This window comes from Arthrobacter sp. MDT2-34-1 (assembly GCF_059091365.1).
Genome location: NZ_JBNHGO010000001.1, coordinates 1,381,666 through 1,405,460, shown reverse-complemented (window position 1 = coordinate 1,405,460; position 23,795 = coordinate 1,381,666). Strand labels below are relative to the sequence as shown.

24 protein-coding genes are annotated in these 23,795 nt (G+C 70.1%); 5 read left to right on the top strand and 19 right to left on the bottom strand.

Annotated features, from left to right (window positions below; genetic code table 11):
• Positions 1-385 precede the first annotated feature (385 nt).
• From asd to AC5RVV_RS06455, 9 genes are all read right to left on the bottom strand, one after another.
• Positions 386-1,531 (bottom strand): aspartate-semialdehyde dehydrogenase, encoded by a 1,146-nt coding sequence (gene asd, locus AC5RVV_RS06495; protein ID WP_494000531.1) that lies wholly within the window; start codon positions 1,529-1,531, stop codon positions 386-388.
• A 224-nt stretch (positions 1,532-1,755) separates the two neighbouring features.
• Positions 1,756-2,370, bottom strand: a complete 615-nt coding sequence (locus AC5RVV_RS06490; RefSeq protein WP_494000530.1) for a dihydrofolate reductase — start codon at positions 2,368-2,370, stop codon at positions 1,756-1,758.
• Positions 2,367-3,128 carry a thymidylate synthase gene (locus AC5RVV_RS06485; protein ID WP_494001289.1) on the bottom strand — a complete coding sequence of 254 codons (762 nt, stop codon included), beginning with the start codon at positions 3,126-3,128 and terminating at the stop codon, positions 2,367-2,369. Before AC5RVV_RS06485 ends, AC5RVV_RS06490 begins: the two co-directional genes overlap by 4 nt.
• A gap of 97 nt (positions 3,129-3,225) precedes the next feature.
• Positions 3,226-3,633, bottom strand: coding sequence for a GntR family transcriptional regulator (locus AC5RVV_RS06480; protein ID WP_494000529.1), 408 nt, complete (start codon positions 3,631-3,633; stop codon positions 3,226-3,228).
• A complete protein-coding gene (locus AC5RVV_RS06475; RefSeq protein ID WP_494000528.1) occupies positions 3,630-5,480 on the bottom strand; it encodes a hypothetical protein in 1,851 nt (616 codons plus the stop codon). The genes AC5RVV_RS06480 and AC5RVV_RS06475 overlap by 4 nt, the downstream gene beginning before the upstream one ends.
• 104 nt (positions 5,481-5,584) lie before the next feature.
• Positions 5,585-6,544 (bottom strand): NUDIX hydrolase, encoded by a 960-nt coding sequence (locus AC5RVV_RS06470; protein ID WP_494000527.1) that lies wholly within the window; start codon positions 6,542-6,544, stop codon positions 5,585-5,587.
• Positions 6,544-8,766: an RNA degradosome polyphosphate kinase gene (locus AC5RVV_RS06465; protein WP_494000526.1), complete on the bottom strand. Its 2,223-nt coding sequence runs from the start codon at positions 8,764-8,766 to the stop codon at positions 6,544-6,546. Before AC5RVV_RS06465 ends, AC5RVV_RS06470 begins: the two co-directional genes overlap by 1 nt.
• A gap of 59 nt (positions 8,767-8,825) precedes the next feature.
• Positions 8,826-9,821 carry a mycothiol synthase gene (gene mshD / locus AC5RVV_RS06460; protein WP_494000525.1) on the bottom strand — a complete coding sequence of 332 codons (996 nt, stop codon included), beginning with the start codon at positions 9,819-9,821 and terminating at the stop codon, positions 8,826-8,828.
• Positions 9,822-9,889: 68 nt separating this feature from the next.
• Positions 9,890-10,591 carry a winged helix-turn-helix transcriptional regulator gene (locus AC5RVV_RS06455; protein ID WP_494000524.1) on the bottom strand — a complete coding sequence of 234 codons (702 nt, stop codon included), beginning with the start codon at positions 10,589-10,591 and terminating at the stop codon, positions 9,890-9,892.
• A 152-nt stretch (positions 10,592-10,743) separates the two neighbouring features.
• Between AC5RVV_RS06455 and AC5RVV_RS06450 the strand changes: the two genes are divergently transcribed.
• The 3 genes from AC5RVV_RS06450 (at position 10,744) to ygfZ (ending at position 13,445) form a co-directional block, all read left to right on the top strand.
• The gene (locus AC5RVV_RS06450; protein ID WP_494000523.1) at positions 10,744-11,496 is read left to right on the top strand and encodes a hypothetical protein; all 753 of its coding nucleotides are present in this window, start codon (positions 10,744-10,746) and stop codon (positions 11,494-11,496) included.
• Positions 11,497-11,716: 220 nt separating this feature from the next.
• Positions 11,717-12,319, top strand: coding sequence for a nitrobindin family protein (locus tag AC5RVV_RS06445; protein ID WP_493980177.1), 603 nt, complete (start codon positions 11,717-11,719; stop codon positions 12,317-12,319).
• 43 nt (positions 12,320-12,362) lie between these two features.
• Positions 12,363-13,445 carry a CAF17-like 4Fe-4S cluster assembly/insertion protein YgfZ gene (ygfZ, locus tag AC5RVV_RS06440; RefSeq protein WP_494000522.1) on the top strand — a complete coding sequence of 361 codons (1,083 nt, stop codon included), beginning with the start codon at positions 12,363-12,365 and terminating at the stop codon, positions 13,443-13,445.
• A gap of 10 nt (positions 13,446-13,455) precedes the next feature.
• Here ygfZ and AC5RVV_RS06435 read toward each other — a convergent pair whose 3' ends face one another.
• The 10 genes from AC5RVV_RS06435 to AC5RVV_RS06390 form a co-directional block, all read right to left on the bottom strand.
• Entirely contained in the window at positions 13,456-14,160 is a 705-nt protein-coding gene (locus AC5RVV_RS06435; RefSeq protein WP_494000521.1) for a GNAT family N-acetyltransferase, read from the bottom strand.
• 21 nt (positions 14,161-14,181) lie between these two features.
• Positions 14,182-15,210 carry a 6-phosphofructokinase gene (locus tag AC5RVV_RS06430; protein ID WP_494000520.1) on the bottom strand — a complete coding sequence of 343 codons (1,029 nt, stop codon included), beginning with the start codon at positions 15,208-15,210 and terminating at the stop codon, positions 14,182-14,184.
• A 141-nt stretch (positions 15,211-15,351) separates the two neighbouring features.
• On the bottom strand, positions 15,352-16,038 hold the full coding sequence (locus AC5RVV_RS06425; RefSeq protein WP_494000519.1) for a response regulator transcription factor: 687 nt from the start codon (positions 16,036-16,038) through the stop codon (positions 15,352-15,354).
• On the bottom strand, positions 16,028-16,372 hold the full coding sequence (locus AC5RVV_RS06420; protein WP_494000518.1) for an ATP-binding protein: 345 nt from the start codon (positions 16,370-16,372) through the stop codon (positions 16,028-16,030). Before AC5RVV_RS06420 ends, AC5RVV_RS06425 begins: the two co-directional genes overlap by 11 nt.
• 95 nt (positions 16,373-16,467) lie before the next feature.
• On the bottom strand, positions 16,468-17,271 hold the full coding sequence (locus AC5RVV_RS06415; RefSeq protein WP_494000517.1) for a histidine kinase: 804 nt from the start codon (positions 17,269-17,271) through the stop codon (positions 16,468-16,470).
• A gap of 57 nt (positions 17,272-17,328) precedes the next feature.
• Positions 17,329-18,225 (bottom strand): ABC transporter permease, encoded by an 897-nt coding sequence (locus AC5RVV_RS06410; protein WP_494000516.1) that lies wholly within the window; start codon positions 18,223-18,225, stop codon positions 17,329-17,331.
• On the bottom strand, positions 18,222-19,193 hold the full coding sequence (locus AC5RVV_RS06405) for an ABC transporter ATP-binding protein (protein ID WP_494000515.1): 972 nt from the start codon (positions 19,191-19,193) through the stop codon (positions 18,222-18,224). The genes AC5RVV_RS06410 and AC5RVV_RS06405 overlap by 4 nt, the downstream gene beginning before the upstream one ends.
• Positions 19,194-19,275: 82 nt before the next feature.
• Positions 19,276-19,521 carry a PspC domain-containing protein gene (locus AC5RVV_RS06400; protein WP_494000514.1) on the bottom strand — a complete coding sequence of 82 codons (246 nt, stop codon included), beginning with the start codon at positions 19,519-19,521 and terminating at the stop codon, positions 19,276-19,278.
• 116 nt (positions 19,522-19,637) lie between these two features.
• The gene (locus AC5RVV_RS06395; protein ID WP_493980168.1) at positions 19,638-19,856 is read right to left on the bottom strand and encodes a hypothetical protein; all 219 of its coding nucleotides are present in this window, start codon (positions 19,854-19,856) and stop codon (positions 19,638-19,640) included.
• On the bottom strand, positions 19,853-21,571 hold the full coding sequence (locus tag AC5RVV_RS06390) for a PspC domain-containing protein (RefSeq protein ID WP_494000513.1): 1,719 nt from the start codon (positions 21,569-21,571) through the stop codon (positions 19,853-19,855). Before AC5RVV_RS06390 ends, AC5RVV_RS06395 begins: the two co-directional genes overlap by 4 nt.
• A gap of 135 nt (positions 21,572-21,706) precedes the next feature.
• Between AC5RVV_RS06390 and AC5RVV_RS06385 the strand changes: the two genes are divergently transcribed.
• Both AC5RVV_RS06385 and AC5RVV_RS06380 read left to right on the top strand, forming a co-directional pair.
• Positions 21,707-23,089, top strand: a complete 1,383-nt coding sequence (locus tag AC5RVV_RS06385; protein WP_494000512.1) for an ATP-binding protein — start codon at positions 21,707-21,709, stop codon at positions 23,087-23,089.
• Positions 23,086-23,736: a LuxR C-terminal-related transcriptional regulator gene (locus tag AC5RVV_RS06380; protein WP_494000511.1), complete on the top strand. Its 651-nt coding sequence runs from the start codon at positions 23,086-23,088 to the stop codon at positions 23,734-23,736. Before AC5RVV_RS06385 ends, AC5RVV_RS06380 begins: the two co-directional genes overlap by 4 nt.
• The last annotated feature ends 59 nt before the right edge of the window (positions 23,737-23,795 follow it).

Sequence of the window (23,795 nt, the reverse complement as noted above, 5' to 3'; positions counted from 1 at the left end):
CGGGGGACCGTCCTGCCCTGTGTAGGACAACTGAGTAGGCGGACGGCTGAATGCGGAACCTCCATGCCTGTGCAGGACAAGTCGGGAGGCGAACGATTCGACGCCGAGCCGTCACACGCCGGTGGAGGACGGGATCGCCTGCATAGCGTCTTGATGTGGACAGCTCAGGATACGGCGCAGCGGGACTTCCATGGGCAGTCTGCGCCGCCGGAAAAGCGAACTGCCACCAGCGGGAGCCCACCCCAGCAGGGGACCGTCATCAAAGGGGAGGGGCCCGTCCCTAAACAGCAGGAGCCCGTCCCCAAAGGGACGGGCTCCTCGTGGCCTCAGGCCACTATGGCTTTCGCGGCTCGCGAAGCGGCTCCGGCACTCCTGCCGGCAGGTCCTAGAGGTTGCCGGTGGCGATGCGCAGCATGCGGCGCAACGGTTCCGCCGCGCCCCACAGGAGCTGGTCGCCCACGGTGAAGGCGCTGATGTACTCGGGACCCATTTCCAGCTTGCGGATACGGCCGACCGGGATCTCGAGCGTGCCGCTGGCCGCCACCGGCGTCAGGTGCTCCATGGTGGCTTCCTTGGTATTGGGAACCACGCGGGACCACTCGTTGTCGGCGTCGATGATCCGCTCGATTTCGGCCACCGGCAGGTCCTCGGTGAGCTTCAATGTCAGGGCCTGCGAGTGCGACCGCATGGCGCCGATACGGACACACAGGCCGTCGAACGGGATCCGCTTGTCGTCGCTCAAGCCCAGGATCTTGTTGGTCTCGGCGGGGGCTTTCCATTCTTCCTTGGACTGTCCGTTGCCCAGGTCCTTGTCGATCCACGGGATCACGGAACCGGCCAGCGGCACGCCGAACTGGGAGGCATCCAGTTCGGGGCTGCGCTGCTGGGCCAAAATCTTACGGTCAATTTCCAAGATGGCGGAGGAGGGCTGCGCCAGCTCGTCGGCCACCGCGGCGTTCAGCGTACCGAACTGGTTCAGCAGTTCGCGCATGTGCCGGGCGCCGCCGCCGGAGGCCGCCTGATAGGTCATGGACGTGCCCCACTCGACGAGGCCGTTCTTGAACAGGCCGCCCAGGCCCATGAGCATGCAGGAGACGGTGCAGTTGCCGCCGATGAATTCCTTCACGCCCCGCGCCAGGCCGGCGTCGATCACGTCGCGGTTGACCGGGTCCAGCACGATGATGGAGCTGTCCTGCATCCGCAGGGTGGACGCCGCGTCTATCCACAGGCCGTCCCAGCCGGCGTCGCGCAGCTTCGGGTACACCTCGGCGGTGTAGTCGCCGCCCTGCGCCGTCAGGATGATCGGCAGCTTTGCCAGCGTCTCGATGTCGTACGCATCCTGCAGCTTGCCCGCACCCGCAGCAAAGGACGGGGCGTCGCCGCCGGCGTTCGACGTGGAGAAAAACACGGGGTTGATGAGGTCGAAGTCGCCTTCATCCTGCATGCGCTGCATGAGGACGGAGCCGACCATGCCGCGCCAACCGATCAGGCCGACGGACTGGGCAGATGAAGTGGCTGCAGGGGAAGTCATGCATTCCATTTTACGGACCGGGTCAATTTAAGCGCTGTGAGTTACACAAGGTAGGCGCTGCGGGTTACACAAAGTAGGCGCGGCGGCTGACACAAGTTGCCGCTGTGAGTTGCCCAGAGTGGGTGGAGCATGCCTCACAATGACGACGGCGGTGCCCGGAGCCGGCGATTCCCGGCCCGGCCTGTCCGCTCCGGCCGGGCCTACACGTCGGGCCTTAGGCGCTCCTACTCCTGGCCGCGGACCCAGAGCGAGATGCGGTAGCGGGTGCCGTTGGCCGCGGTGTGCCAGTCCTCGGTGGGCGTGACGCCCTCGAACTTCCATTCCGGGCCGAGCTGCGGGGCGTACGTGTCGCCGTCCGTCTCCAGGTCGATGACCGTCACCGAGGCCGCGTTCGCGTGCTGCCTGGCGAGGTTGAAGATCTCGCCGCCGCCCAGGATCCAGATTTGGTCGCTGCCCGGGCTGGCCGCCGCCTCCGCCAGGGCGTCTTCGATGGTTTCGACGACGACGGCGCCCGCAGCGGCCAGCTGCCCGCGCAGTTCCGGCCGTCGGCTGACCACGATGTTGGTGCGACCCGGCAGCGGCCGGTACTTGTCAGGAAAGGACTCCCAGGTCTTGCGTCCCATGATCACCGGATGGTTCAGCGTGGTCCGCTTGAAGTGTGCCAGGTCTTCGGGCAGGTGCCAGGGCATGCCGCCGTCGCGGCCGATGACGCCGTTGCTGGTCTGAGCCCAGATCATGCCGACCACCGGAGCGGAGAGCGCCCCGGACCGTCCGGCCCCGTGCACGGCTTCGGCGACGCTGTCCGGGTAGGGGCGCGTGGCTGCGTGGTCGGCACTCATACGGCCACCGGTGCCTTAATGGCCGGGTGGTGCTGGTAGCCGGCCACCTCGAAGTCCTCCAGCGAGTAGTCGAAAATGCTCTCCGGCTTCCGCAGGATGTTGAGCGTGGGGTAGGGGTACGGGGCGCGCGACAGCTGCTCGCGGACCTGGTCCACGTGGTCGTCATAGATGTGCACGTCGCCGCCGGTCCACACGAAGTCGCCCGGCTCCAGGCCCACCTGCTGGGCCAGCATCAGGGTGAGCAGCGCGTAGGAGGCGATGTTGAAGGGCACGCCCAGGAACATGTCGGCGCTGCGCTGATACAGCTGGCAGGACAGCCGGCCGTCCGCCACGTAGAACTGGAAGAACGCGTGGCACGGCGGCAAGGCCATGTTCTTGATCTCGGCCACGTTCCACGCGGACACGATGTGCCGGCGCGAATCCGGATTGTTCTTCAGGTCCTCGACCAGCTGGGCGATCTGGTCGATGTGTCCGCCGTCGGGCGTCGGCCAGGACCGCCACTGGACTCCGTAGACCGGGCCGAGCTCGCCGTCGGCGTCCGCCCATTCGTTCCAGATCTTGACCCCGCGCTCCTGCAGCCATTTCACGTTCGAGTCGCCGCGCAGGAACCACAGCAGCTCCAGCGCCACGGACTTGAAGTGCACGCGCTTGGTGGTGATCAGCGGGAACCCCTGGGCCAGGTCGTAACGGAGCTGGCGGCCGAAGACGCTGCGGGTGCCGGTGCCTGTGCGGTCGGATTTGGCCGTGCCGTTGGCCATGACGTCGCGCAGCAGGTCCTCGTACGGGGTGGGAATCGCGTTCACAGCGTCCAGTGTAGTTGAGGGGTGCTGCGGCGGCTGCCGAGGGACGGCAGGCTCACGGTGCGTCCGGTGCGAACCCGCGCGGGCGCCGCAGCTGGCCGCGCACCAGGTTCAGGACCGTCTCATCGTCCAGTCCCGCGTCCCGGGCGGCGCGCACCAAATGTACGACGGCGAGGCCCACCTCGGCGGAACCCGCTGCGGTTTGGTGCGTGGCGGCTGCCGTGTCAGCCACGGTAGTGCCATGGCGCCGGCGGCTGACGAGCAGGCCCGCGGCCTCAAGCTCCTTGTACGCACGGGCCACGGTGCCGGCGGCCACACCCAGATCTGCGGCCAGGCTGCGCACCGGGGGCAGGCGCTGTCCGGCAGCCAGCGTGCCGACGGCGATGAGCGAGGCGACCTGGCTGCGGATCTGTTCGTACGGAGGAGTGGGTGCCGCCAGGTCCACCCGGATCTGGGTGCTCACGGTGTTCGGTCCTGGCGAACAGCGGACTCGTCGCGGTCCCGGCCAAGGTCGGGAGGCCCGCCGACGGCGTTGCCGGAGTGTTGCGTGACGGCGTGGCCGACAAAGCTGGCCATCGAACGGCGCGGCCGCGATGCTCCCGGTAGAAGCGCCAGCACGATGGCGGCCAGGTAGAGCACGGCCGTGGTGATGCGGAGCGCTGTATGCAGGCCGGGGGAAAGCTGGTGGAGGTAGGACGAGATGCCGCCGTCCAGGAACCAGCCCCAGGCCGCCGGATGTGCGTTGAGCAGTTGGGCGGTCAGGGCGAACAGCCCGGCGGCGGTCATCCGCGCAACGCGGAAGCCGGAAACGCAGCGGAGCAAGTTGTCCGCCTCCGGGGTTGCCTCGAACAGCGGGGGACGGCGGTGCACCAACAGGACGGCCGCTGCGCCGAGCAAGAGCAGGGCAAGACCGGCCACGGCGAAGGCTGCCAGCAGGTCGGGCTGTCGGCCCGGGGCGGCGGCATTGAAGCCGATGGCGACGGCCAGCAGCACCGCGCCGGCGGCAACGGCGGCAAGGAGCGGGCGCGGAACCAGCCGGGTCGCAGGCATCATCCGGTCGTCAGAGGGCGGGCCGGAAGTGGCTTGGCCGGACGATCTGGTGTGGCCGCGCCAGAGCCGAACTTCCCCGGCTGCGACAACGGCCAAAAACACGGCCACCGGCACCGCAAACGCCAGAGGCAGCAATAGTAAGGGCGAAGCAGGGAAGATGGGGTTCCCGTCGTCGGAGACGGTGGCCGGCTGGACCGCGAAACCGGCCCACCCACCGACAGCAACCAGCGCAACTGCGGTGAAGACCATCGCGACGGTGTGCATGGACTCCGTGATCTCCTGCCCCGCGGCATAGCTGCCGCGGTAGATGACCGGACGGCCCGGAGTGCCGTCGGGGGCCAGCAGGGGAGGGCGCCACAGGGCCATGGCGATCATCAGCGTGACCGTGAGCCAGCCTGCCAGTTGCTGGGCGGGTTCCCAGCCGGTGGCCGGTGCCGGTCCGTCGAGGATGAGGGCCGGCGCCTGGTGATTGGCGAAGCTGACTGCCATGGTGCCGAGCGTGGCGAAGAGCAAGGTGGCCGTGCGGAACAATCGATTGATGAGGATGCGCCGCAAGATGTCGTTGTCCTCGCGGTTGAGCGAGTCCACGGAGCGTCTGCGCACGATGACCGCCGTCGCCGCGGCGACGCCGGCCGCGAGCGTCAGGATGCCGATCAGCAGGATCGGGGCAAAGTAGCTGCCGGGCTGGCGGCCGTTGTGCCCGCCGGAGACCTCAACACCGGCGAAGGATTGGGAACCGCTGAATCCGTCGATGCCCGGCAACTCCCGGACGACGATCGCCGCGATCACGGCCAGCACGGCCGCCGAAATCATGACTGAGAGCAGCGCCGAGGGGATGTAGTCGCGGATGCGCCGGATAGTGATGTCGGCGCGGCGGACCCTGCCGCGGGGCTTGGGCCAGGTGTATTGGCCGATGATGTAGATTCCGGCCAGGCTGACCAGCGGCACCAGGACGGTCAGCAGGTCAGCCAGCCAGGAAGGCGCCGGTGTATGTCCGGCGTAGTAGGCGGCCGGAATATCGCCGACCTTCGAGGCCGCAGACAGCCCGCTGGCGAAGAACGCGATGAGGGCCGTCCAGAACGCATGCATCCGGGCGGCGTCCAGTCCGGCCCCGTCCGATGGCTCGGTGTCCACGCCGGAGCCCGCCTCCGCGAGGATGGCTGCACTGGCGCCGGCCCTGCCAGCGATGATCCGCAGCACGCCGTAGATGATGACGGCGCCGAACAGCAGGCCGGTGATGGTGCTGGTCAGTAAGTCCACGATCCCCCTCGTGCTGTATCAATGGATCAAGTATTTGATACAAAGCGGCAAGGGGTCAAGGGTGGGGGTTGCCGGGCGGCGGCACGAGCACTCGTCAGGTGCCGCTAGTCGTCGTAGGCGTCGAGGATTTCGAGCGCGACGATCCGCCCGCCCCGGTGCTTGGCGATGTGGCAGACCAGCACGGCTCCCGGCCGCAGGTAGGGATCGTCCGTGGGCAGCTGCGCGGCGAGTTCGGGATCCATCCGGTCCGCCAGCACCTGGAACAGGTTCGGCAGCACCGGCCGGTGGCTGCAGACGGCGGTGGGCTTACCCTTGTCGAGCATCTGGATGAGGGCGGCCCGGGCCTTCTTCGGGTTGCGCTCGTTGTTGTGTTCGGTGATGGCCTCGACGGTCCGCAGCTTGGTCTGGGTGTGCAGCACGTACGGGGTGACGGTCTGAACGCAGCGCAGCCAGGGGCTCGAGACGATCCGTTTGGGCTTCCACACGGACAGCATTCGGCACACGGCCAGCGCCTGCCGCCGCCCGGTGGCGACCAGCGGGCGCTCGCCCTCGGCCTGCGACCAGGCAGACCGCGGTTTGGCCTTGGCATGGCGGACGACGACGAACGGATAGGTATCGAGTTCGTCCCGCCGGTGCGCGGCCTCCAACGCGTCCAGCGGTTCCACGTCGGAACGGTTGGTCAAGAGTTCACGGGCCCGGGCGGGCGGACACCACAGCACGCGGTCCACCTCGTCGCCGTCGGGCACGGGGTCCTGTTTCTCCAGCTTGGCGGCCCAGTACACCACCTGCTTGAGTCCGGCGCTGACTCGGTAGCGGATGGTGGGCAGCGGGATGCCCAGGCGCACCTGGACGCCGATTTCCTCGTGGACCTCGCGGACCGCGCACTCGGGCGTGGTTTCGCCCCTGTCCAGCTTGCCCTTGGGCCAGGACCAGTCGTCGTAGCGCGGCCGGTGGATGAGCAGCACTTCCAGCCGGCCCTGGCGGACGCGCCAGCACAAAGCCCCGGCGGCGGTGATCCTGGCGCCCGGGGGAGCGCCGGCGTCGCTGGTCTTGCTCTGCGTCATCAGCGGCGGGTGGCGGTGCGCTGGCGGGAGCGGGAGGCGAGCAGCCAGGACTGGATATCCGAGAGCGGGTTGCCGTCGTCGTCCTTGTGGTGCCTGGTCCACGCGCCGTCGCTGTCCAGGTGCCAGCTGGCGGTTCCGGGGTCCATGTAGCGGTCCATCAGTGACAGCAGGTCGTTGATGTCCTCGCGGGAGTTCAGTTGCACCAGCGCCTCCACGCGGCGGTCGAGGTTGCGGTGCATCATGTCGGCGGAGCCGATGTAGACCACCGGTTCGCCGCCGTTGGCAAACCCGAACACGCGCGAATGCTCCAGGAACCGGCCGAGGACGGAGCGGACCCGGATGTTTTCGCTCAGCCCGGGGACGCCCGGACGCACCGCGCAGATCCCGCGGACGATCACGTCGACCCGCACGCCGGCCTGCGAGGCGCGGTAGAGCGAGTCGATGACGGCCTCGTCCACCATCGAGTTCACCTTGATCACCACGCGCGCGGCGCGGCCGGCCTTGCTGTTGGCGATCTCCTTCTCGATCCGGTCGATCAGGCCGGAGCGCACCGATCGGGGGGCCACCAGCAGCCGCTTGAAGGTGGACTTCGGGGCGTAGCCGGAGAGCTGGTTGAACAGCTTGGACAGGTCCTCGCCCACCTGGTAGTTCGCCGTCAGCAGGCCCAGGTCCTCGTAATAGCGGGCGGTGCGCGGGTGGTAGTTGCCGGTGCCGATGTGGCAGTAGCGGCGCAGCCCGTCGCCTTCCTGGCGGACCACCAGCGAGAGCTTGCAGTGCGTCTTCAGGCCCACGATGCCGTAGACCACGTGGACGCCGGCCTGTTCCAGCTTTCGCGCCCAGTCGATGTTGGCCTGCTCGTCGAACCGGGCCTTGATCTCCACCAGCGCCAGCACCTGCTTGCCGGCTTCGGCGGCGTCGATCAGCGCGTCCACGATCGGCGAGTCACCCGAGGTCCGGTACAGCGTCTGCTTGATCGCCTGCACCTTCGGGTCGGCGGCGGCCTGCTCCAGGAAGGCCTGCACGGAGGTGGAGAACGAGTCGTACGGGTGGTGCAGCAGGATGTCGCGCCGGCGCATGGCCGCGAAGACGTTGGCGGCCTTGGACGTTTCGCTTTCGTTCAGGTGGCGGCTGGTGTGCGCCAGCTGCTTCGGATACTTCATGTCCGGCCGGTCGATCTGGTAGATCGCCTCCAGCCCGCGAAGGTCCAGCGGCGCGGGCAGCGCGTACACCTCGGATTCTTCGACGCCGAGTTCGCGCACCAGCAGCTCGCGCACGCTGGGGTTGATGTCCGTGGCCACTTCCAGCCGCACGGGCGGCCCGAACCGGCGGCGCAGCAGTTCCTTCTCCAGCGCCTGGAGCAGGTTCTCGGCGTCGTCTTCTTCGACTTCCAGGTCCTCGTTCCGGGTCACCCGGAACGTGTGGTGCTCCAGCACTTCCATGCCCTGGAAGAGCAGGTCCAGGTGCTGGGCGATGACGTCTTCCAGGGTGATGAACCGGGCCGTGCGGCCGGGGATCGAGCCGGCGCGGGGGCCGTCCACGGGGATCAGCCGCGAGAGCTGGTCCGGGACCTTGAGGCGGGCAAAGAGTTCCTTTTCGCTCACCGGGTTGCGCACGATCACGGCCAGGTTCAGCGAGAGCCCGGAGATGTAGGGGAAGGGGTGGGCCGGGTCCACGGCCAGCGGCGTCAGGATCGGGAACACCCGCTCCCGGAACATCACGGACAGTTCGGTCCGTGCCGCCTCGTCCAGCTCGTCCCAGCGCACGATGTGGATGTGTTCGTAGGCCAGCGCCGGGCGGATCTGCTCGGCGAAGATCCGGGCGTGGCGCTGCTGCAGCTTGTGCGCGGCGACCTTGATTTGTTCGAGCTGCTCGATCGGGGAGAGCCCTGCGGCGGACGGCACGGCCAGCCCGGTGGCGATCCGGCGCTTCAGGCCCGCCACCCGGACCATGAAGAACTCGTCCAGGTTGGAGGCGAAGATGGAGAGGAAGTTCAGCCGCTCCAGCAGGTAGAGGTCCTCGTCCTCGGCCAGTTCCAAGACCCGTGCGTTGAAGTCCAGCCAGCTGATTTCCCGGTCGAGGAAGCGTTCCAGCGTGAAGTCCCCGTCGGGCGCCAGCGAGGGCGCGAACTCCGGAATGTCGATGCGGTCCTGGGTGGCGCGGGCAGGGACCATTTCCGAGGAACCCAGCCGGGGAATGGCTGCGGCTTCGGGTTCGATGACCATGCTCTCTCCTGGGGCGTTGGGGCGGGCCGGACTCACCTCATCGTAGAGGCGTCCGGTAGCTACAAGGTTACCGACTCTTGCCCGCCGGCCTCTTCCTGCGGTGCGTACATCACATCCGCGTCCCAGCGGGTGAAACCCAGCTTGCGGTACAGCCCGACGGCGGGCTCGTTTTCCGCGTCGACGTAGAGCATGATGGCGTGCTCGCCGGCGTCCTGCAGGTGCTTGATGCCGGCGATGGTCAGCGCCTTGCCCAGCCCGGTGCCCTGCGCCTGCGGCGTGACGCCCACGACGTACACCTCGCCGATGGACGGGTGGCTGCCGGAGCGCGGGTGGACCTTGGTCCAGTGGAACCCGAGCAGGCCGCCGCCGTCCTCGCGCTCGGCCAGCAGGAAGCCGGCCGGGTCGAACCAGTCCTCGGCCATCCGCGCCTTCAGGTCGGAGAGCGTCATCGCGCCCTGTTCGGGGTGGTCGGCGAAGGCAGCGGCGTTGGCCGCCAGCCACGCCTCCTCATCCCTGCCGGGCACGAAGGAACGGATGGCCACGCCGGGCGGCAATTCGGCGGCGGGCAATCCGGTCGGGTGGGTCAGGCGCATCCGCCACAGTTCCCGGACCGGGGCGAAACCGAAGCGCGCGGCCAGCCGCCCCGCGGCCTCATGGCCGCCGTGCGACCAGGCCTTGAGGCCCGTCAGTTCGGTGTGCTGCCGGACGGCTTCGACCAGCCGGGTCCCCACCCCTTCGGCGCGGTAGGAAGGGTGCACCACCAGTTCCAGGACGTTGTCGGTGCCGGCAGCGGTGGTAAGGCTGACGACGGCGACGCCGGCCAGCGCCGTCGCGGTGGCGGGATCGGAGCGCTCTTCGCCCGCGTAGGTCGCCAGCACCAGCACGTCGGCCGACTCCGCAGCCCGCAGGTTCACCCACGTCTGCTCGGAGAGCGGGGGATTGCCGTCGGCCTCCTCGGCGGCGGCGGCCAGCGCCTTGATGTCCGCGAGGGTCTCGGCGTCGGGGGCGCCCTTGATGGTCAGCACGGGCCAGAGGTCCGAATCCGATGCAGTCATGAGCACAGACTATCCGAGCGGCCTCCGGCGGCGGGAGGGCGCCGCGGTCCGGCGCAGACCGGGCCGCCTCAGCCGACGCCGCTGGGTTCTTCTTCCGCCTCGCGTACCAGCGTGAACCGGTAGCCGACGTTGCGGACCGTGCCGATCAGCTGCTCGTGGTCCGGGCCCAGCTTCGCCCGCAGCCGCCGCACATGCACGTCGACCGTGCGCGTGCCGCCGTAGTAGTCGTAGCCCCAGACCTCGTGCAGCAACTGGTCGCGGGTGAACACCCGGCCGGGGTGCTGGGCCAGGTACTTGAGCAGTTCGAATTCCTTGTAGGTCAGGTTCAGCGGCTGTCCGCCGACGCGCGCGCTGTAGCTGGCCTCGTCGATCACCACGCCGGAGGCGTGGATCTCCGTGCGGGTGTCCTGGTCGCCGGCACGGGCGCGGGCGATGACCAACCGCAGCCGCGCCTCGACTTCGGCCGGTCCGGCGGTTGCCAGCACCACGTCGTCGGCAAGCCAGTTGGCGCTGACGGCGGCCATGCCGCCTTCGGTGAGCACCAGCATCAGCGGTGCCCCCAGGCCGGTGGCCTTCAGCAACTGGGTGAGCGAGCGCGCCCCGGCCAGGTCCTTACGGGCGTCAACCATGACCACGTCGGCCGGGTCGGTTTCCAGCAGGGCGGTCGGTTCGGCCGGCAGGATGTGGACCTTGTGGTTCAGCAGCTCGAGGGCGGGCAGGACGTCGATCGACGAGCCGGAACTGTTGGTCAACAGCAGAATGTGCGGCATGGTTCCTCCAGGGGTTTCGCGGCGCACATCATCGGGCCGGGCCCGGCAGGTCCTCACACGCGCAGGCGCAGCCTGCCGGACGGTGGCATAAGTATAGCGCCGCGCCCCGCCGGGCCGCGGTTTCTCGCCCCGCCCCTGCGTCATAGGGCAGTATGACTAGCGTGAAAACGTGGATCGTCGCCGCAGCCGCTGCCGCCGTACTGTGCGCCGTCATCGGCGCCTCCTACCTCTCCCTCCCGGTGCTGACGGCGGCGGTATGCGTCGCCGCGGTGGTGATCGGGATCGGCTGGCCGGTGTTGCTGGGCGTGCCCGCCAAGAAGACCCTTGCCGCCGTCATCTCCCTGGCCGGGATTGCGACGGCGGTGCTCGCCGGGATCGCGCCCGCCGGCATGCCGCTGCTCTGGATGGCCGTGGTGATTGCGCTCGGCGTGATGGCCGTCTTCCTGATCCAGCTGCTCCGCGGCACCGGCCAGCCCCGGCGGCTCGAATCGACCTTCGGCGCCAGCGCCGGCCTGGTGCTCACCTCGCTGGGCGCCGGCTGGGTGGCCGCCGACCGGCTCTCGGCCAATGCAAACAACGGCGGAATGATGCTGGTGACCGGGATCAGCATGCTGGTGGCCATCGGCGTCTGCCTGCTGCCCTGGCCCGACCGGATCGTCGCGCCGCTGGGCGTGGTCCTGGCCCCGCTGGCAGGGGCCCTGGCCGCCCCCTTGTTCTCCACCGTCCACATGCTGCCCGCCGCGGCGGTGGGCGCCGTCGCCGGCATCATCCTGGTCAGTTTCCGCCGGCTCGTGCTGGCCGACGGCGGTCCCACCCGGCTGCCGGCGATGCTCGCCGTCGGCGCCGCCCCGGTCATGGCCGCCGGATCGCTGGTCTACTTCCTGGAGCGGATGCTGCTGCGCTGAAATGAGCGGGGCCGCCGAATGAGCGAGGTCACAGTGCGGGCCGGCGTCACGGGCAGGCATCCTGCGGCCGGGGCCGTTACTATGGAGCCATGTCGTATCTCGGTCTTGAAATTTTCTACCTGTCCCTGCTGGTCCTCGCCGGCCTTGGCATCGCGGGCTTTGCCTCGCTGGTGGTTTACCGCCTGTTCAAGGGCCAGAAGTAAGCGACCAAAGCTTAACGATGCCGATTGAACTCCCGACGGAGCTGACCCCGGAACTGGTGCCGCTGTCCTGGCTGCTGGGTACCTGGGAAGGTGCCGGCCGGTTGGGTGCGGGCGAGGAGGGGGACGAACATTTCGTCCAGAAGGCCACGTTCACGCAGAACGGCCTGCCCTACCTGCAGTACACCGCCGAGAGCTGGCTGACCGACGAGGATGGCAACCGGCTGCGCCCGCTGTCCGTGGAAACCGGCTTCTGGGCGCTGGACCGCAAGCTCAACGACGCCGACGTCGGCCCGGGCTTGGTCCCCGCCGAAATCGTGCCGGCCCTGAGGTCGGCGGACGAGGTCGAAGAGCTGCGCAACGCCGACGGCGGCTTCGATATCACCGCGACCATCGTGCACCCGGGCGGTATCTCCGAGCTCTATTACGGGCAGATCAAGGGTCCCCGCGTGCAGCTGAGCACCGACATGGTGATGCGCGGTTCGCAGTCCAAGGACTACAGCGCGGCCACGCGCATCTTCGGCCTGGTCAACAACGATCTTTACTGGCGCTGGGACGTTGCCGAGGCCAAGGGCAAGGACCTGGCCCCGCACGCCTCGGCGATCCTGGCCAAGCGCGCCTGACCGGGGAGGGAATTTGGCACGGCCGCCGGGAGTTGACGCCGGTATGACCTACCGCAGCCCTTTGCTCCTGCAACACGGCGCCGTCGAAGCCTCCGGGGCCGACGCCGGCGTCGCCGCCCACTACTCCGACCCGCTGCGCGAACAGCGCGCCCTGGCTCGCGGCGAGGCCGTCACGGACCTTTCCCACCGCGGGGTGGTGACGGTGGCCGGCGAAGACCGGCTGAGCTGGCTGAACACGCTCTCCTCGCAGCTGCTGCTGAACCTGAAGCCGGGCCAGTCCAGCGAAGCGCTGCTGCTCACCGTGCAGGGCCGGATCGAATACGACGCCCGCATTATCGACGACGGCGAACGCACCTGGCTGATCGTCGAATCCTTCGAGGCGGCGCCGCTGGCCGCATGGCTGGACAGAATGAAGTTCATGCTGCGGGTAGAGGTTGCCGATGTCTCCGCCGACTGGGCCGTGGTGGGGTCGGTCAGGCCGGTCCCGGCCTTCGAGGGCCGCCTCGTGTGGCAGGATCCGTGGCCGCAGATCGGTGCCGGCGGCTATGCCTACACCGGCATCGAGGAACCCAAGCACCCCGGCCTGGAACGGTCCTGGTACGAATACCTGCTGCCGGCGGCCGACCTGGAATCGGCCGTCTCCGGGCTGCAGCTGGCCGGCGTCTGGGCCGCCGAGGCGCTGCGGATCGCCGCGTGGCGGCCACGGGTCGGGGCGGAGACCGACGAGAAGACCATCCCGCACGAACTGGACCTCATCCGCACCGCCGTGCACCTGGAGAAGGGCTGCTACAAGGGCCAGGAAACCATCGCCCGCGTGCACAACCTGGGCCGCCCGCCGCGCCGGCTGGTGTTCCTGCAGCTGGACGGCTCGCAGCACACGCTGCCGGTCCCGGGCAGCGACGTGATGCTCGGCGACAAGCGCGTCGGGGCGGTCACGTCCGCCGCGCAACACTACGAGATGGGACCGATTGCGCTGGCCGTGGTCAAGCGCTCGGTCGATCCGCAGGCGCAGCTGACCGTGCTGGACGACGGCGAGAGCTACGACGCCGCCCAGGAAGTGATTGTCACCCCCGATGCCGGCCAGGTGGTCGGCCGCCAGACCGGGTTCCTGCGCCCGCCGCGCTAAGCCGCAGTCGTCAGTTCCGCTTCTGCAGGATCACCGAGGTCTGGGTGCCCGCGTCCCAGAATCCCAGGCTCGCGGCCAGCGCGCGGGAGGCCCTGTTCTCTTCGTGCGAGCGCCACTGCGGAATGAGTCCGGAGGAAAGCGCCTCATGGCCGGCGATCGCCGCGATCAACGCGCCGGCTCCGCGGCGCCGGTAGGCGGGGGCGGTCAGCACGCCCACGTGGCCGAGGATCTGCTGCCACTCCTGGTAGCCGGCGCCGGCCATCGGGGTGCTGCCGTCCAGCAGCACGAACGACTTGTCCATGCCGGCCAGCCCCGCTTCGTGCGTGTCATCGGGCGGGCACCTGTCTTCCAGCCGGGCGACGTCGCTGCCCGCGGTGGACACCAGGGCCTCCCGTTCGGGCTGGACCACCGGCAGGTCTTCGGCGTAGGACAGCACGGCTTTGCCCAGCCCGTGCCCGCCGTGCTCCCGGCTCAGCAGCATCAGCGTCTGGTGTTCGGCCAGGTCGTCGTCCGAGTACCGGGCGGCCGCGGCGACGGCCCATTCCGGCCCCACAAGCGCTGAGCGGCCGAACAAGCGCACGAAGGTGAGAGTCCCGGCGTCCTCGTTGATCCTGGTCAGCCGGTCGCCGGCCGCGGTGAAGGCGTTGTCGGAGAATCCGAGCAACCGTGCCCACGCCAGCAGCACAATGTCAGCCGTCCCTGCGTCCAATCGCATACCTGCCACACTACTGAACGCTTAGCCGAAGAGAACCCTTGCCTCGTCGTAACGATGCTGGGGGACGGTTTTTAGATTGTTCAGCGCCGACTCGAAGCCCACGTGCACGACGTCCGTGCCCTTCAGAGCCACCATGGAGCCCCAGCGCTTCTCCACCACCGAGTCCACGGCCGCCATGCCCAGGCGGGTGGCCAGCACGCGGTCGTAGCCGGAGGGGACCCCGCCGCGCTGGATGTGCCCCAGCGTGGTGGCGCGCGTTTCGATCCCGGTGCGGGCCTCCAGTTCGGGGGCCAGTCGCTCGCCGATGCCCCCGAGCCTCGGCCGCCCGAAACTGTCCACGCCGCGCTCGGCGTGCGGGCCCAGTTCGCCGTCGGGCACCCAGCCCTCGGCCACCACAACCAGCGGCGCGCGGCCGCGCTTCTGCGCGTGCAGCACCCAGTCGGATACCTGGTCCATGCTCACGCTCTGCTCGGGGATCAGGATGGCGTGCGCGCCGGTGGCCATGCCCGCGTGCAGCGCGATCCAGCCCACGTTGCGGCCCATCACCTCGGCGATCATGCAGCGGTGGTGCGATTCGCCGGTGGTGCGCAGCCGGTCGATCGCCTCGGTGGCGATCTGCACCGCGGTGTCGAAACCGAAGGTGTAGTCGGTGGCTTCCAGGTCGTTGTCGATGGTCTTGGGCACGCCGACGATCTTCAGCCCGCTTTGGGTGAGCCGGTAGGCGCCGGCCAGGGTGCCCTCGCCGCCGATCACGATCACCGCGTCCACGCCCAGCCGGTCCAGCGTCTGCTGGATCTTCTCCGGCCCGCCGTTGGGGCCCTCGAACGGGTTGGTGCGCGAGGTGCCCAGGATCGTGCCGCCCTGCTTGGAGATGCCGCGCACCTGGTGCCGCGGCAGTTCCATGATGTCGCCCTCCAGCACGCCGCGCCAGCCGTCGCGGAAGCCGACAAACTCGTGCCCGTGCGCGGTGATGCCCTTGAGCACGATGCCGCGGATCACCGCATTCAGGCCGGGGCAATCCCCGCCGCTGGTCATGATGCCAATCCTCATGGGTACTCCTTCTCGGTTGCTGGCCGGTCGGCGCGAGCACCCCATTGAGCCCGCCTCAATCCTATGCAGGAACCGGGGCCCGAGTCATTCCGGCCGCGAGCGGCTCCGGCGGCGGGGAGCCCTGCCGGGCGGGACGGCGCCTCAGGCGGGCAGCAGGCCGTGCTGCATGGCGACGACGACGGCGCGGGTGCGGTCGTCGACGTCGAGCTTGGCGAAGATCCGCAGCAGGTGCGTCTTCACCGTGGTCTCGGCGATGAACAGCCGGGCGGCGATTTCCGGGTTGCTCAGGCCGTCGGCCACGGCCCCCAGCACCTCGGTCTCCCGGGCCGACAGCGCCGGCGGCGCGGGCGAGCGCAGCCGGGAGACCAGCTTGGCCGCGATCGGCGGGGCCAGGACCGTTTCGCCCCGGGCAGCGGCGAAGACCGCGGCGATCAGCGCCTCGCCGGGGGTGTCCTTGAGCAGGTAGCCCACCGCGCCGGCCTCCACCGCGCGGACGATGTCGGCGTCGCCGTTGTAGGTGGTCAGGATCAGCACCTTGGTGCCCGGCCGGGCGGCAACGATCCGCGCGGTGGCGTCGGCGCCGTCCAGCCGCGGCATCCGCAGGTCCATCAGGACGACGTCGGCGCCCGCGTCCAGCGCGGCACTCACTGCCGCGTCGCCGTCGGGAGCCTGGGCCACCACCTCCAGCCGGTCCTCGGTGCCCAGCAAGCCGGCCAGCCCGGCGCGGACCACGGGGTGGTCGTCGGCGATGACGACCCGGATGCGGGGGGCCCCGGTGGCGGCACCGGTGTCGTTGCCCGGGCTGTCCGGTCGGGGTTCAGCGGACATTGCCGGCTCCTTGCAGCTGCAGCGGGATGGTCATGGTCAGCCGGGTGCCGTCGCCCGGCGCCGAGCGCACGTCGAGGCTGCCGCCGATTTCGGACAGCCGCTCGGCCATGGCGCGCAGCCCGTAGCTGTCGCCTGAGGTCCGGGCCGCGGGGACGAAGCCGGCGCCGTCGTCGTCCACGGAGAGCACCAGGGACGCTCCGTCGAGGTGCAGCCGCAGCCGTGCGGAGCCCGCGCCGGCGTGCCGGCGGACGTTGTTCAGGGCCTCCTGCGCGGCCCGCAGCACCACCACCTGCTGCGCCGGCGTCAGTTCCGGCAGCGCCGCCGGCAGCTCCACGCTCAGCCGGGTGCCGTCCAGGGCGGTGGCCTCGAGCCGCCGCAGCGCGCCGAGCAGGTCGCCGCCTGCCAGTTGCGTGGGGCCGGAGGCCGCGATTAGGGCCCGCGCTTCCTGCAGGTTGTCCCGTGCGGTGTCCGGATCCCGGCCAGGGAGGACGCAAGCACCGCCGGGACCGGGGTGCCGGCCTTGCGCAGCTGCGCCTGGGCCACCTCCGAGAGCATCACGATCGAGGTGAAGCCCTGCGCCAGCGTGTCGTGGATCTCGCGGGCCATCCGCTCCCGCTCGGCCATGGCGCCTTGGCGCTCGTGCGCGGCCCCCAGTTCCGCCCGGGCGGCGTTGAGCTCCGCGATCAGGTCCGCCCGCTGCTCGCTCTGTTCGATGATCTTGTAGATCCACAGGCCCAGCAGCGTGCTGGCCAGGAAGGAGATCACCGCCTGCAGCCCGGCGGCGAGCAGTCCGGCGGCCCCGGTGCCGTACAGGTGCAGCTGGCCGGCGGCCACGAGCACGCAGATCAGCGCGGAGGCGGCCACGCCGTTGCGCTCCGACCCCGCGAACATCCACACCTGCGGGAACGCGATGAAGAGGATGATCGAGCCGGCGCCGGAGAGGAACGCCAGGTAGGTCACCACGGCGATCAGCAGCACCACGTACAGCTTCGGCTTCCAGGTGTGCAGGTCCTTCGCCCGGGTCAGGAACGGGTAGGCGGCCCCGAGCAGGACGAGGGACGCCACCGCCGATGCCTTGGCGGGATTCCCCGCCTCGGCGCTGACCCAGACGATGACGGCGACGGTCGCCAGCGCCACGTAGAACCCGAGGTGCCACCACTTCAGACCCCGGAACCAGATCGAGTCCCCGACGGACGGCGGGGCAGGCGCCGGCGGGACCGCTGATTCACTCATGGCATCACCTTACGACGGCCCCGCCGCCCGGCCGGCGCGGCGCCCTGCCGCGGGGGACTACTTCTGCGGCGGCCAACGGAACATCAGCCGGGTCAGCACCAGACCGGCGGCCAGCCAGCTGAGGATCACGACGGCGGACATCCCCAGGTTCCAGCTCCCGCCGGGCTCCACGGCCTCCCAGCCCTCCGGCAGGAACACCGAGCGCATGCCGCTGGCGGTCCAGCGCAGCGGCGTCAGGTCCGCGAGGCCGCGCAGCCAGTCCGGGATCTGCGGGAACGGGAAATAGACGCCGGAGATGAAGGACAGCAGCAGCGGCGGCACGGCCGCCATGGTGGAGGCGGAGGGCCCGGACCTGGCCAGGCAGGCGAAGGCGATCCCCACCGCCGACCAGGCCGCCGTGGACCCCAAAAGCAGCCACGCGAACGTCAGCCAGGCCTCCGGCGTCGCCGGCAGGGGCACGTCGAACAGGAACCGCGCGCCCAGCAACAGCAGGGCCGATTGCGTCAGGATCAGGACCAGCGTCATGCCGGTCTTGCCCAGGAAGTAGGACAGGCTGGGCAGCGGCGTTCCGGCCAGCCGCTTGATGCTGCCGTTGAACCGTTCGGCGGCCACGTAGGCGCTGAGGTTTTGGAAGCCGCTCAGGACCGTGCCCAGCGCCAGCATCGCGGGCAGGAAGTACTCGGCCGGGCGCAGCAGCGACTCCGGCCGCGCCGGATCGCCCATCGACGCGTCCTCGCCGAAGACGGTGCTGAACAGGCCCATCATGATCAGCGGGAACAGCAGGGTGAAGACCACCGCGGCCGGGTCGCGCGAGAACATCCGCACCTCCAGCAGCGTCCGTTTCCAGCCCAGCAGCACGGCGTTCGGCCGCCAGGCCCGGCCTGCCCCGGGGCGGCCGGATGTCGAGGGGGCGGACGCGGCGGGGCCGGATGTCGAGGGGGACGGGGCGTTCATGCCGCGTCGGTCCTGTCCGTGCCGTGCTGCTGCAGCAACTGAAGGTAGATGTCCTCGAGGTGCGGCACGCGCACCTGCAGGTCGGCCGGCTCGCGCCGCCCGCCGCCGCTGAGCCGGTGCACCAGCGCCGCCGGCTCGTCGGTCGTCTCAAGGTGGTCGCCGGCCTCGTCCGTCCAGCTGACCCTGGGCCGGCGCAGTGCCGCCCCGCCGATCGTTGCGGGCGTGCCTTCGGCCACCAGCCGTCCCGCGGCGATGACGCCCAGCCGGTCCGCCAGCTGCTCGGCTTCGTCGAGGTAGTGCGTGGTGAGCACGATCGTGGTGCCGTCGGAACCCAGGCGGCGGATCAGCTCCCAGAAGGACCGCCTGGCCTCCGGGTCGAAGCCGGTCGTCGGTTCGTCCAGGAACAACAGGTCGGGATTGCCGATCAGGCCCATGGCCACGTCCAGCCGCCGGCGCTGGCCGCCGGAGAGGGCGCCGATCCGTGCGCCGGCCTTTTCCTCCAGCCCAACGGCGGCGGTCACCTCGTCGACCGGGCGCGGGGCGGGGTAGTAGGCGGCGAGGGCGCGCAGCGATTCGGCCACCTTCAGCTCGCCGGCATCGGTGGCCTCCTGCAGCACGACACCGATGCGGGCACGGAACGACGGCGCCGCCCGGTACGGGTCGACGCCGAGCACGGCGGCGCGGCCGGAGGTCGGCTTCCGGTGGCCCTCCATCATCTCGATGGTGGTGGATTTGCCGGCCCCGTTGGGCCCGAGCAGTGCGTACGTTTCGCCCGTGAGGATCTGCAGCGTGATGCCGTCCACGGCGCGGAAAGTTCCGCCGCCGGCACGGGGGTACTCCTTCACCAACCGGTCGAGGACGACGGCGGCGCCCGGCGGGGCAGGATCGGAGGCGGCCGGCACCGGGTGGCCGGGGGCCGGCGCGCCCGCGGCGTCCAACGCGGCGCGGGCGGTGGCGTGTGTTCTCATGCTTCCAGCATGCTCCGCCCGGGGCCGAGGCCGGCACGTCCGTCCTGCCGACTCCCTTGTCCTCCGGCCGGTGGACAGCGGATCAGGATTTGCCGGCGAGCAGCTTCTCCAGCGCGATGCTGCCGTCGTACTTCGGCAGCAGCAGCCACAACACCAGGTAGGTGCCGATGCCGACGCCGGGGAAGAGGAAGACCAGCAAGGTGGCGATCCGCACCCACATCACGTCCCAGCCGAACTTGGCTGCAATGCCGCCGCAAATGCCGGCGACCCAGCGGTCGGGGCCGCGACGGACGGGGCTGGAGCGGAGCACGCGGTAAAAGGTATCCATGGCACCATGCTTTCGTGTTCGGGAGCTATTGTCACTGCCGGTTCGTCGAAGGCGGCCCGCGCGGGTGGCGCGGGCCGCCTTGGTTGTCGGTCGGGTGCGGTCCTGTCGGTCCCGGGCTAGCGGTCCCGGTTGCGGGTGGCGCTCAGGACGCCGGCGACCACCAGGGCGATGCCGGAGCCGATCAGCAGGGCGATCATCACATAGGCCCAGTTGAAGCTGATGTCCCACCAGGTCCCGGCGAGCACCAGCAGGCCGACGGCCACGGCGATCAAGCCCCAGATGATGGTGCCGACGCGGGGACGGCGGTCCTGGTCGCGGTTCAGTTGGCTGCTCATCGGATTTCCTCCAGTTCGCTGACGGTCACGATGTCGACGTTGCTGGCCACGCCCCGGACGGCCAGGACGATTTCCGGCGCCCCGCCGTCGTCGTTGATGGTGTAGCTTCCCGGCTGCCAGAACCCGGACTGCCGTCCGCTGTCCGCGCCGGTGACGTATTCGACGTTGCCCAGCGCCATCTGCGTTTCCACCTTCACCGGGACGTCGTCGGGGATGATGACGGTGATGGAGGAGGCCACGGCGTTGACCGGGACGAGGGCCGGGCCGCCGAAACGGGAACCGGAGACGGCGCGCAGGTCCACGGTGCCGTCGCCGGCCACGACGCTGTAGCCGTCACCCTGGGCCGGGGTCGCGGCCGAGGTCCAGGTCCGGCTCGAGGCGATGGCGTAGTTGGAGGCCGTCCACTGCGTTCCCGCGGAGAAGGCCAGCGCCAGGACCAGTCCCACAGCGGCCAGGAAACCGAGGACGCCGGAGGTGCGGCCGACGGCGCCCAGCACCACGACGCCGATGCCGATCACGACCAGCGCCGCGGCGATGGCGACGGGCACGACATTCCGGCCCAGCTCAACGAATTCCAGCGCGTTGAGCCCCAGGACCACGCCGGCGGCCAGCATGGCGGCGCCCAGGGTCAGGGCGATGGCCGCACCCGAGGGGCCGCGGGGGGCGGGCTTGTAGGGCCGCGGCGCGGGCTGCGGATACGGGCGCGGCTGCGGATAGGCCTGCCGCGGCGGGCCCTGGTGGCCGCCGTGGCCCGCGTTACCGTATCCGGTCGCGGAAGCCGGCGTCGAACCGTAGGCAGTGCCGGTGGTGCCGGAGGTGCCGGGGGCACCGTAGTAGGCGGAGGTACCGCTGCCGGTGGCCGGTGCGGGCGGGAAGCCGTCCGCTCCGGTCGGTGCCGAATCCGGTGCGCCTGCCTTGTTGCGCGTGGCGAGCCAGTAGATGAAGAACCCCACCGCGCCCAGCCAGATCACGGCCCAGACGAAGCCGCCGAAGCCCCAGCCGCCGTCGTTGTTGAACCCGAAGATCCAGCTGAACGGGCGGCTGAACACGCCGAGGACCGTGAAGATCACCGCGCCGGTCATGCCTGCCGTCCAGTTGCTGCGGCCGGCTTCTTCGGCATGGATCCGGCCGTCCGGCTCGGGCAGCAGGGCCCAGGCCACGCCGTAGAGCAGCACGCCGATGCCGCCGAAGACGGCGAGCAGGATGAACAGCCCGCGGACCAGGATCGGGTCCAGCCCGATCCGGTGCGCGACGCCGGAGGCCACCCCGCCGATCCAGCGGTCCTGCCCGCGGGAAACCCCGAGGTTGCGGAACCAGCTGAAGAACGCGTTGCTCTGCGCCGGGAAGCCGCCGGCGGGCGGCGGCGGGTAAGCGCCGGCGCTGCCCGGAGGCGGCGGCGGGAAGTTACCGCCGCCTCCGTCATGGCCGGCGTAGCCGGTCCCGTCGGCCCCGGCCGCGTTTGCGTAGCCGGGATCGTGGTAGCCGGCGCCCAGCGGCAGGGTGGGGTTGGTGCCCGGAAGGATGGGCTGGGTCGGATTGGCGGGTGCGTCGTCGTCCTCTGCCGCCTGGATGGTCCGGGGCTCTGCGGAAGCGGGCGCCTGGGGCGCTGCCGGGGCGGATTCCTGCCCGGATTCGGGGACTGCCGGTTGCTGGTCCGGTTCGTCTGTTCGGTCGGTGCCGTCGTTATCCGACGGGCTCGGTGCGTGTGAGGTCATGGTTTGATCATTCCAACCGGCAGCCCTCTCCTCTATGGGGTGCCACCCTGACCCTTCCCTGACCGGCCGGCCGGGTTCCCCTGATTCGGCGCCCGGCGGTAGGTCGGGTACGCCCACGCGTGCTTGGATTGACCCATGAGAGAACCGCTCGTCCGCTCCACCGAGGACCGCATTATCGCGGGCGTGTGTACCGGCCTGGCCCGGCACTTGAACACCTCGGTCGGGATCGTCCGGGTCGGCATGGTGGTCCTGGCGCTCGCCGGGGGAGCCGGCGTGCTGCTCTATGTCTGGCTCTGGCTGCTGGTGCCGACCGCGGCCGACGAGGCCCTGGCAGCCGAGCGCGCCTTCAATCCCCGCGGCATCGCGGAGAACTTCGCACGGGGATTCGGCGCCCCGCGTCCCGGCCAGGAGGGGAACGGCCGGCCGGTCGGGCAGGCGGCCGGCCTGCCTGCGGGCCGCCCCGTCGCGCAGCCCGGTCCGCCCCCCGCCCGTCCCGGCGGGCAACCCGGAGCGCTTCCGCAGGCCGCGGCCGGCGCCCCGCGGCTGATGCAGCGCGGCGGCAAGGAAATCCTGATCGGCGCGGCCCTGGTCCTCGCGGGCGGCGCCGTCGTCGCCCAACTGGCGGGCATCAATCTGCCCTGGGGGACCTGGCTGCCCGTCCTCGCCATCGCGGCCGGCGCGGTGATCGCGTGGATGCAGCTGGACGATTCCCGGCGCAGCGGCCTGATGGACCGCGCCGGGGCAACCGGGGCCCAGGGCGCCGTGCGGTTGCTGGCCGGGCTGGTCCTGGTGGTGGCCGGCATCGTCACAATGGTGTCCGGTTCGATCACCTGGGAGGCCATGTGGCCCACGCTGTTCGCCTCGCTGGCCGTCCTGGCCGGGGTCCTGCTGGTTTTGGCACCGTGGGTGCTGAAGTACTGGCGGGACCTGGAGACCGAACGCTCCGGCCGGATCCGCGAAACCGAACGCGCGGAGATCGCCGCGCACCTGCACGATTCGGTGCTGCAGACGCTCGCCCTGATCCAAAACCGCGCCGGTTCGGAACACGACGTCACCCGGTTGGCCCGCGCCCAGGAACGGGAACTGCGCGAATGGCTCTACCGGGACAGGCGGCAGGAAGAGGGCAACCTGGTGGACCGCGTGAAGGCCGTGGCCGCGGAAATCGAAGACGCCTACGGGCATCCCGTGGACATGGTCGCCGTGGGCGACAGCGCCATGACCGACCGGCACGAGGTCCTGGTGCACGCCACCCGGGAGGCGGTGCAGAACGCGGCAAAGCACGCCGGCGGCCCCATCTCCGTCTACGTTGAATGCACCCCGGGCAGCAGCGAAATCTTCGTCCGCGACCGCGGTCCCGGGTTCGAGCCCGCCGCCGTGCCGCCGGACCGGATGGGCGTGCGCGAATCGCTGATCGGCCGGATGGAGCGGCACGGCGGCCAGGCAAAAATCCGCAACACCGGCAGCGGCACCGAAGTCCATCTCAGCCTGCAGCACCCCCAGGAAGGAACCGCATCGTGACCGAACCCATCCGCGTGGTCGTCGTCGACGACCACGCCATCTTCCGTTCCGGCTTGAAAGCGGACCTGGACGGGCGGATCGAGGTGGTCGCCGAGGCCGCGACCGTGGAGCAAGCCATCGCGGCCATCCACGAGCAGCGGCCCGCGGTCGTCCTCCTGGACGTGCACCTGCCCGGAGGCAGGGGCGGCGGCGGGGCCGAGGTGGTCGCGGGCTGCGCCGACCTGCTGGCGGAGACCAAATTCCTGGCGCTGAGCGTGTCCGACTCCGCCGAAGACGTCGTCACCGTCATCCGGGCCGGCGCCCGCGGGTACGTCACCAAGACAATCTCCGGCGCCGAAATATCCGACGCCGTGGAGCGCGTGGCCGGCGGTGACGCGGCCTTCTCGCCGCGGCTGGCCGGGTTCGTCCTGGACGCCTTCGGCACCGCAGCCGTAGCCAACGTTGACGACGAACTGGACAAGCTCTCCGCGCGCGAACTGGAGGTCATGCGGCTCATCGCCCGCGGCTACCAGTACAAGGAGGTGGCCAAGGAACTGTTCATCTCCATCAAGACCGTCGAAACGCACGTCTCGTCCGTGCTGCGCAAGCTCCAGCTGTCCTCCCGGCACGAACTGACCCGCTGGGCCGTTGACCGCCGGATCCTGTAGCAGGGGCGCCGGGCCCTGTTGTACCCCCGAGCGCCGGTGGTAGCTTGGGGGAACTGTCA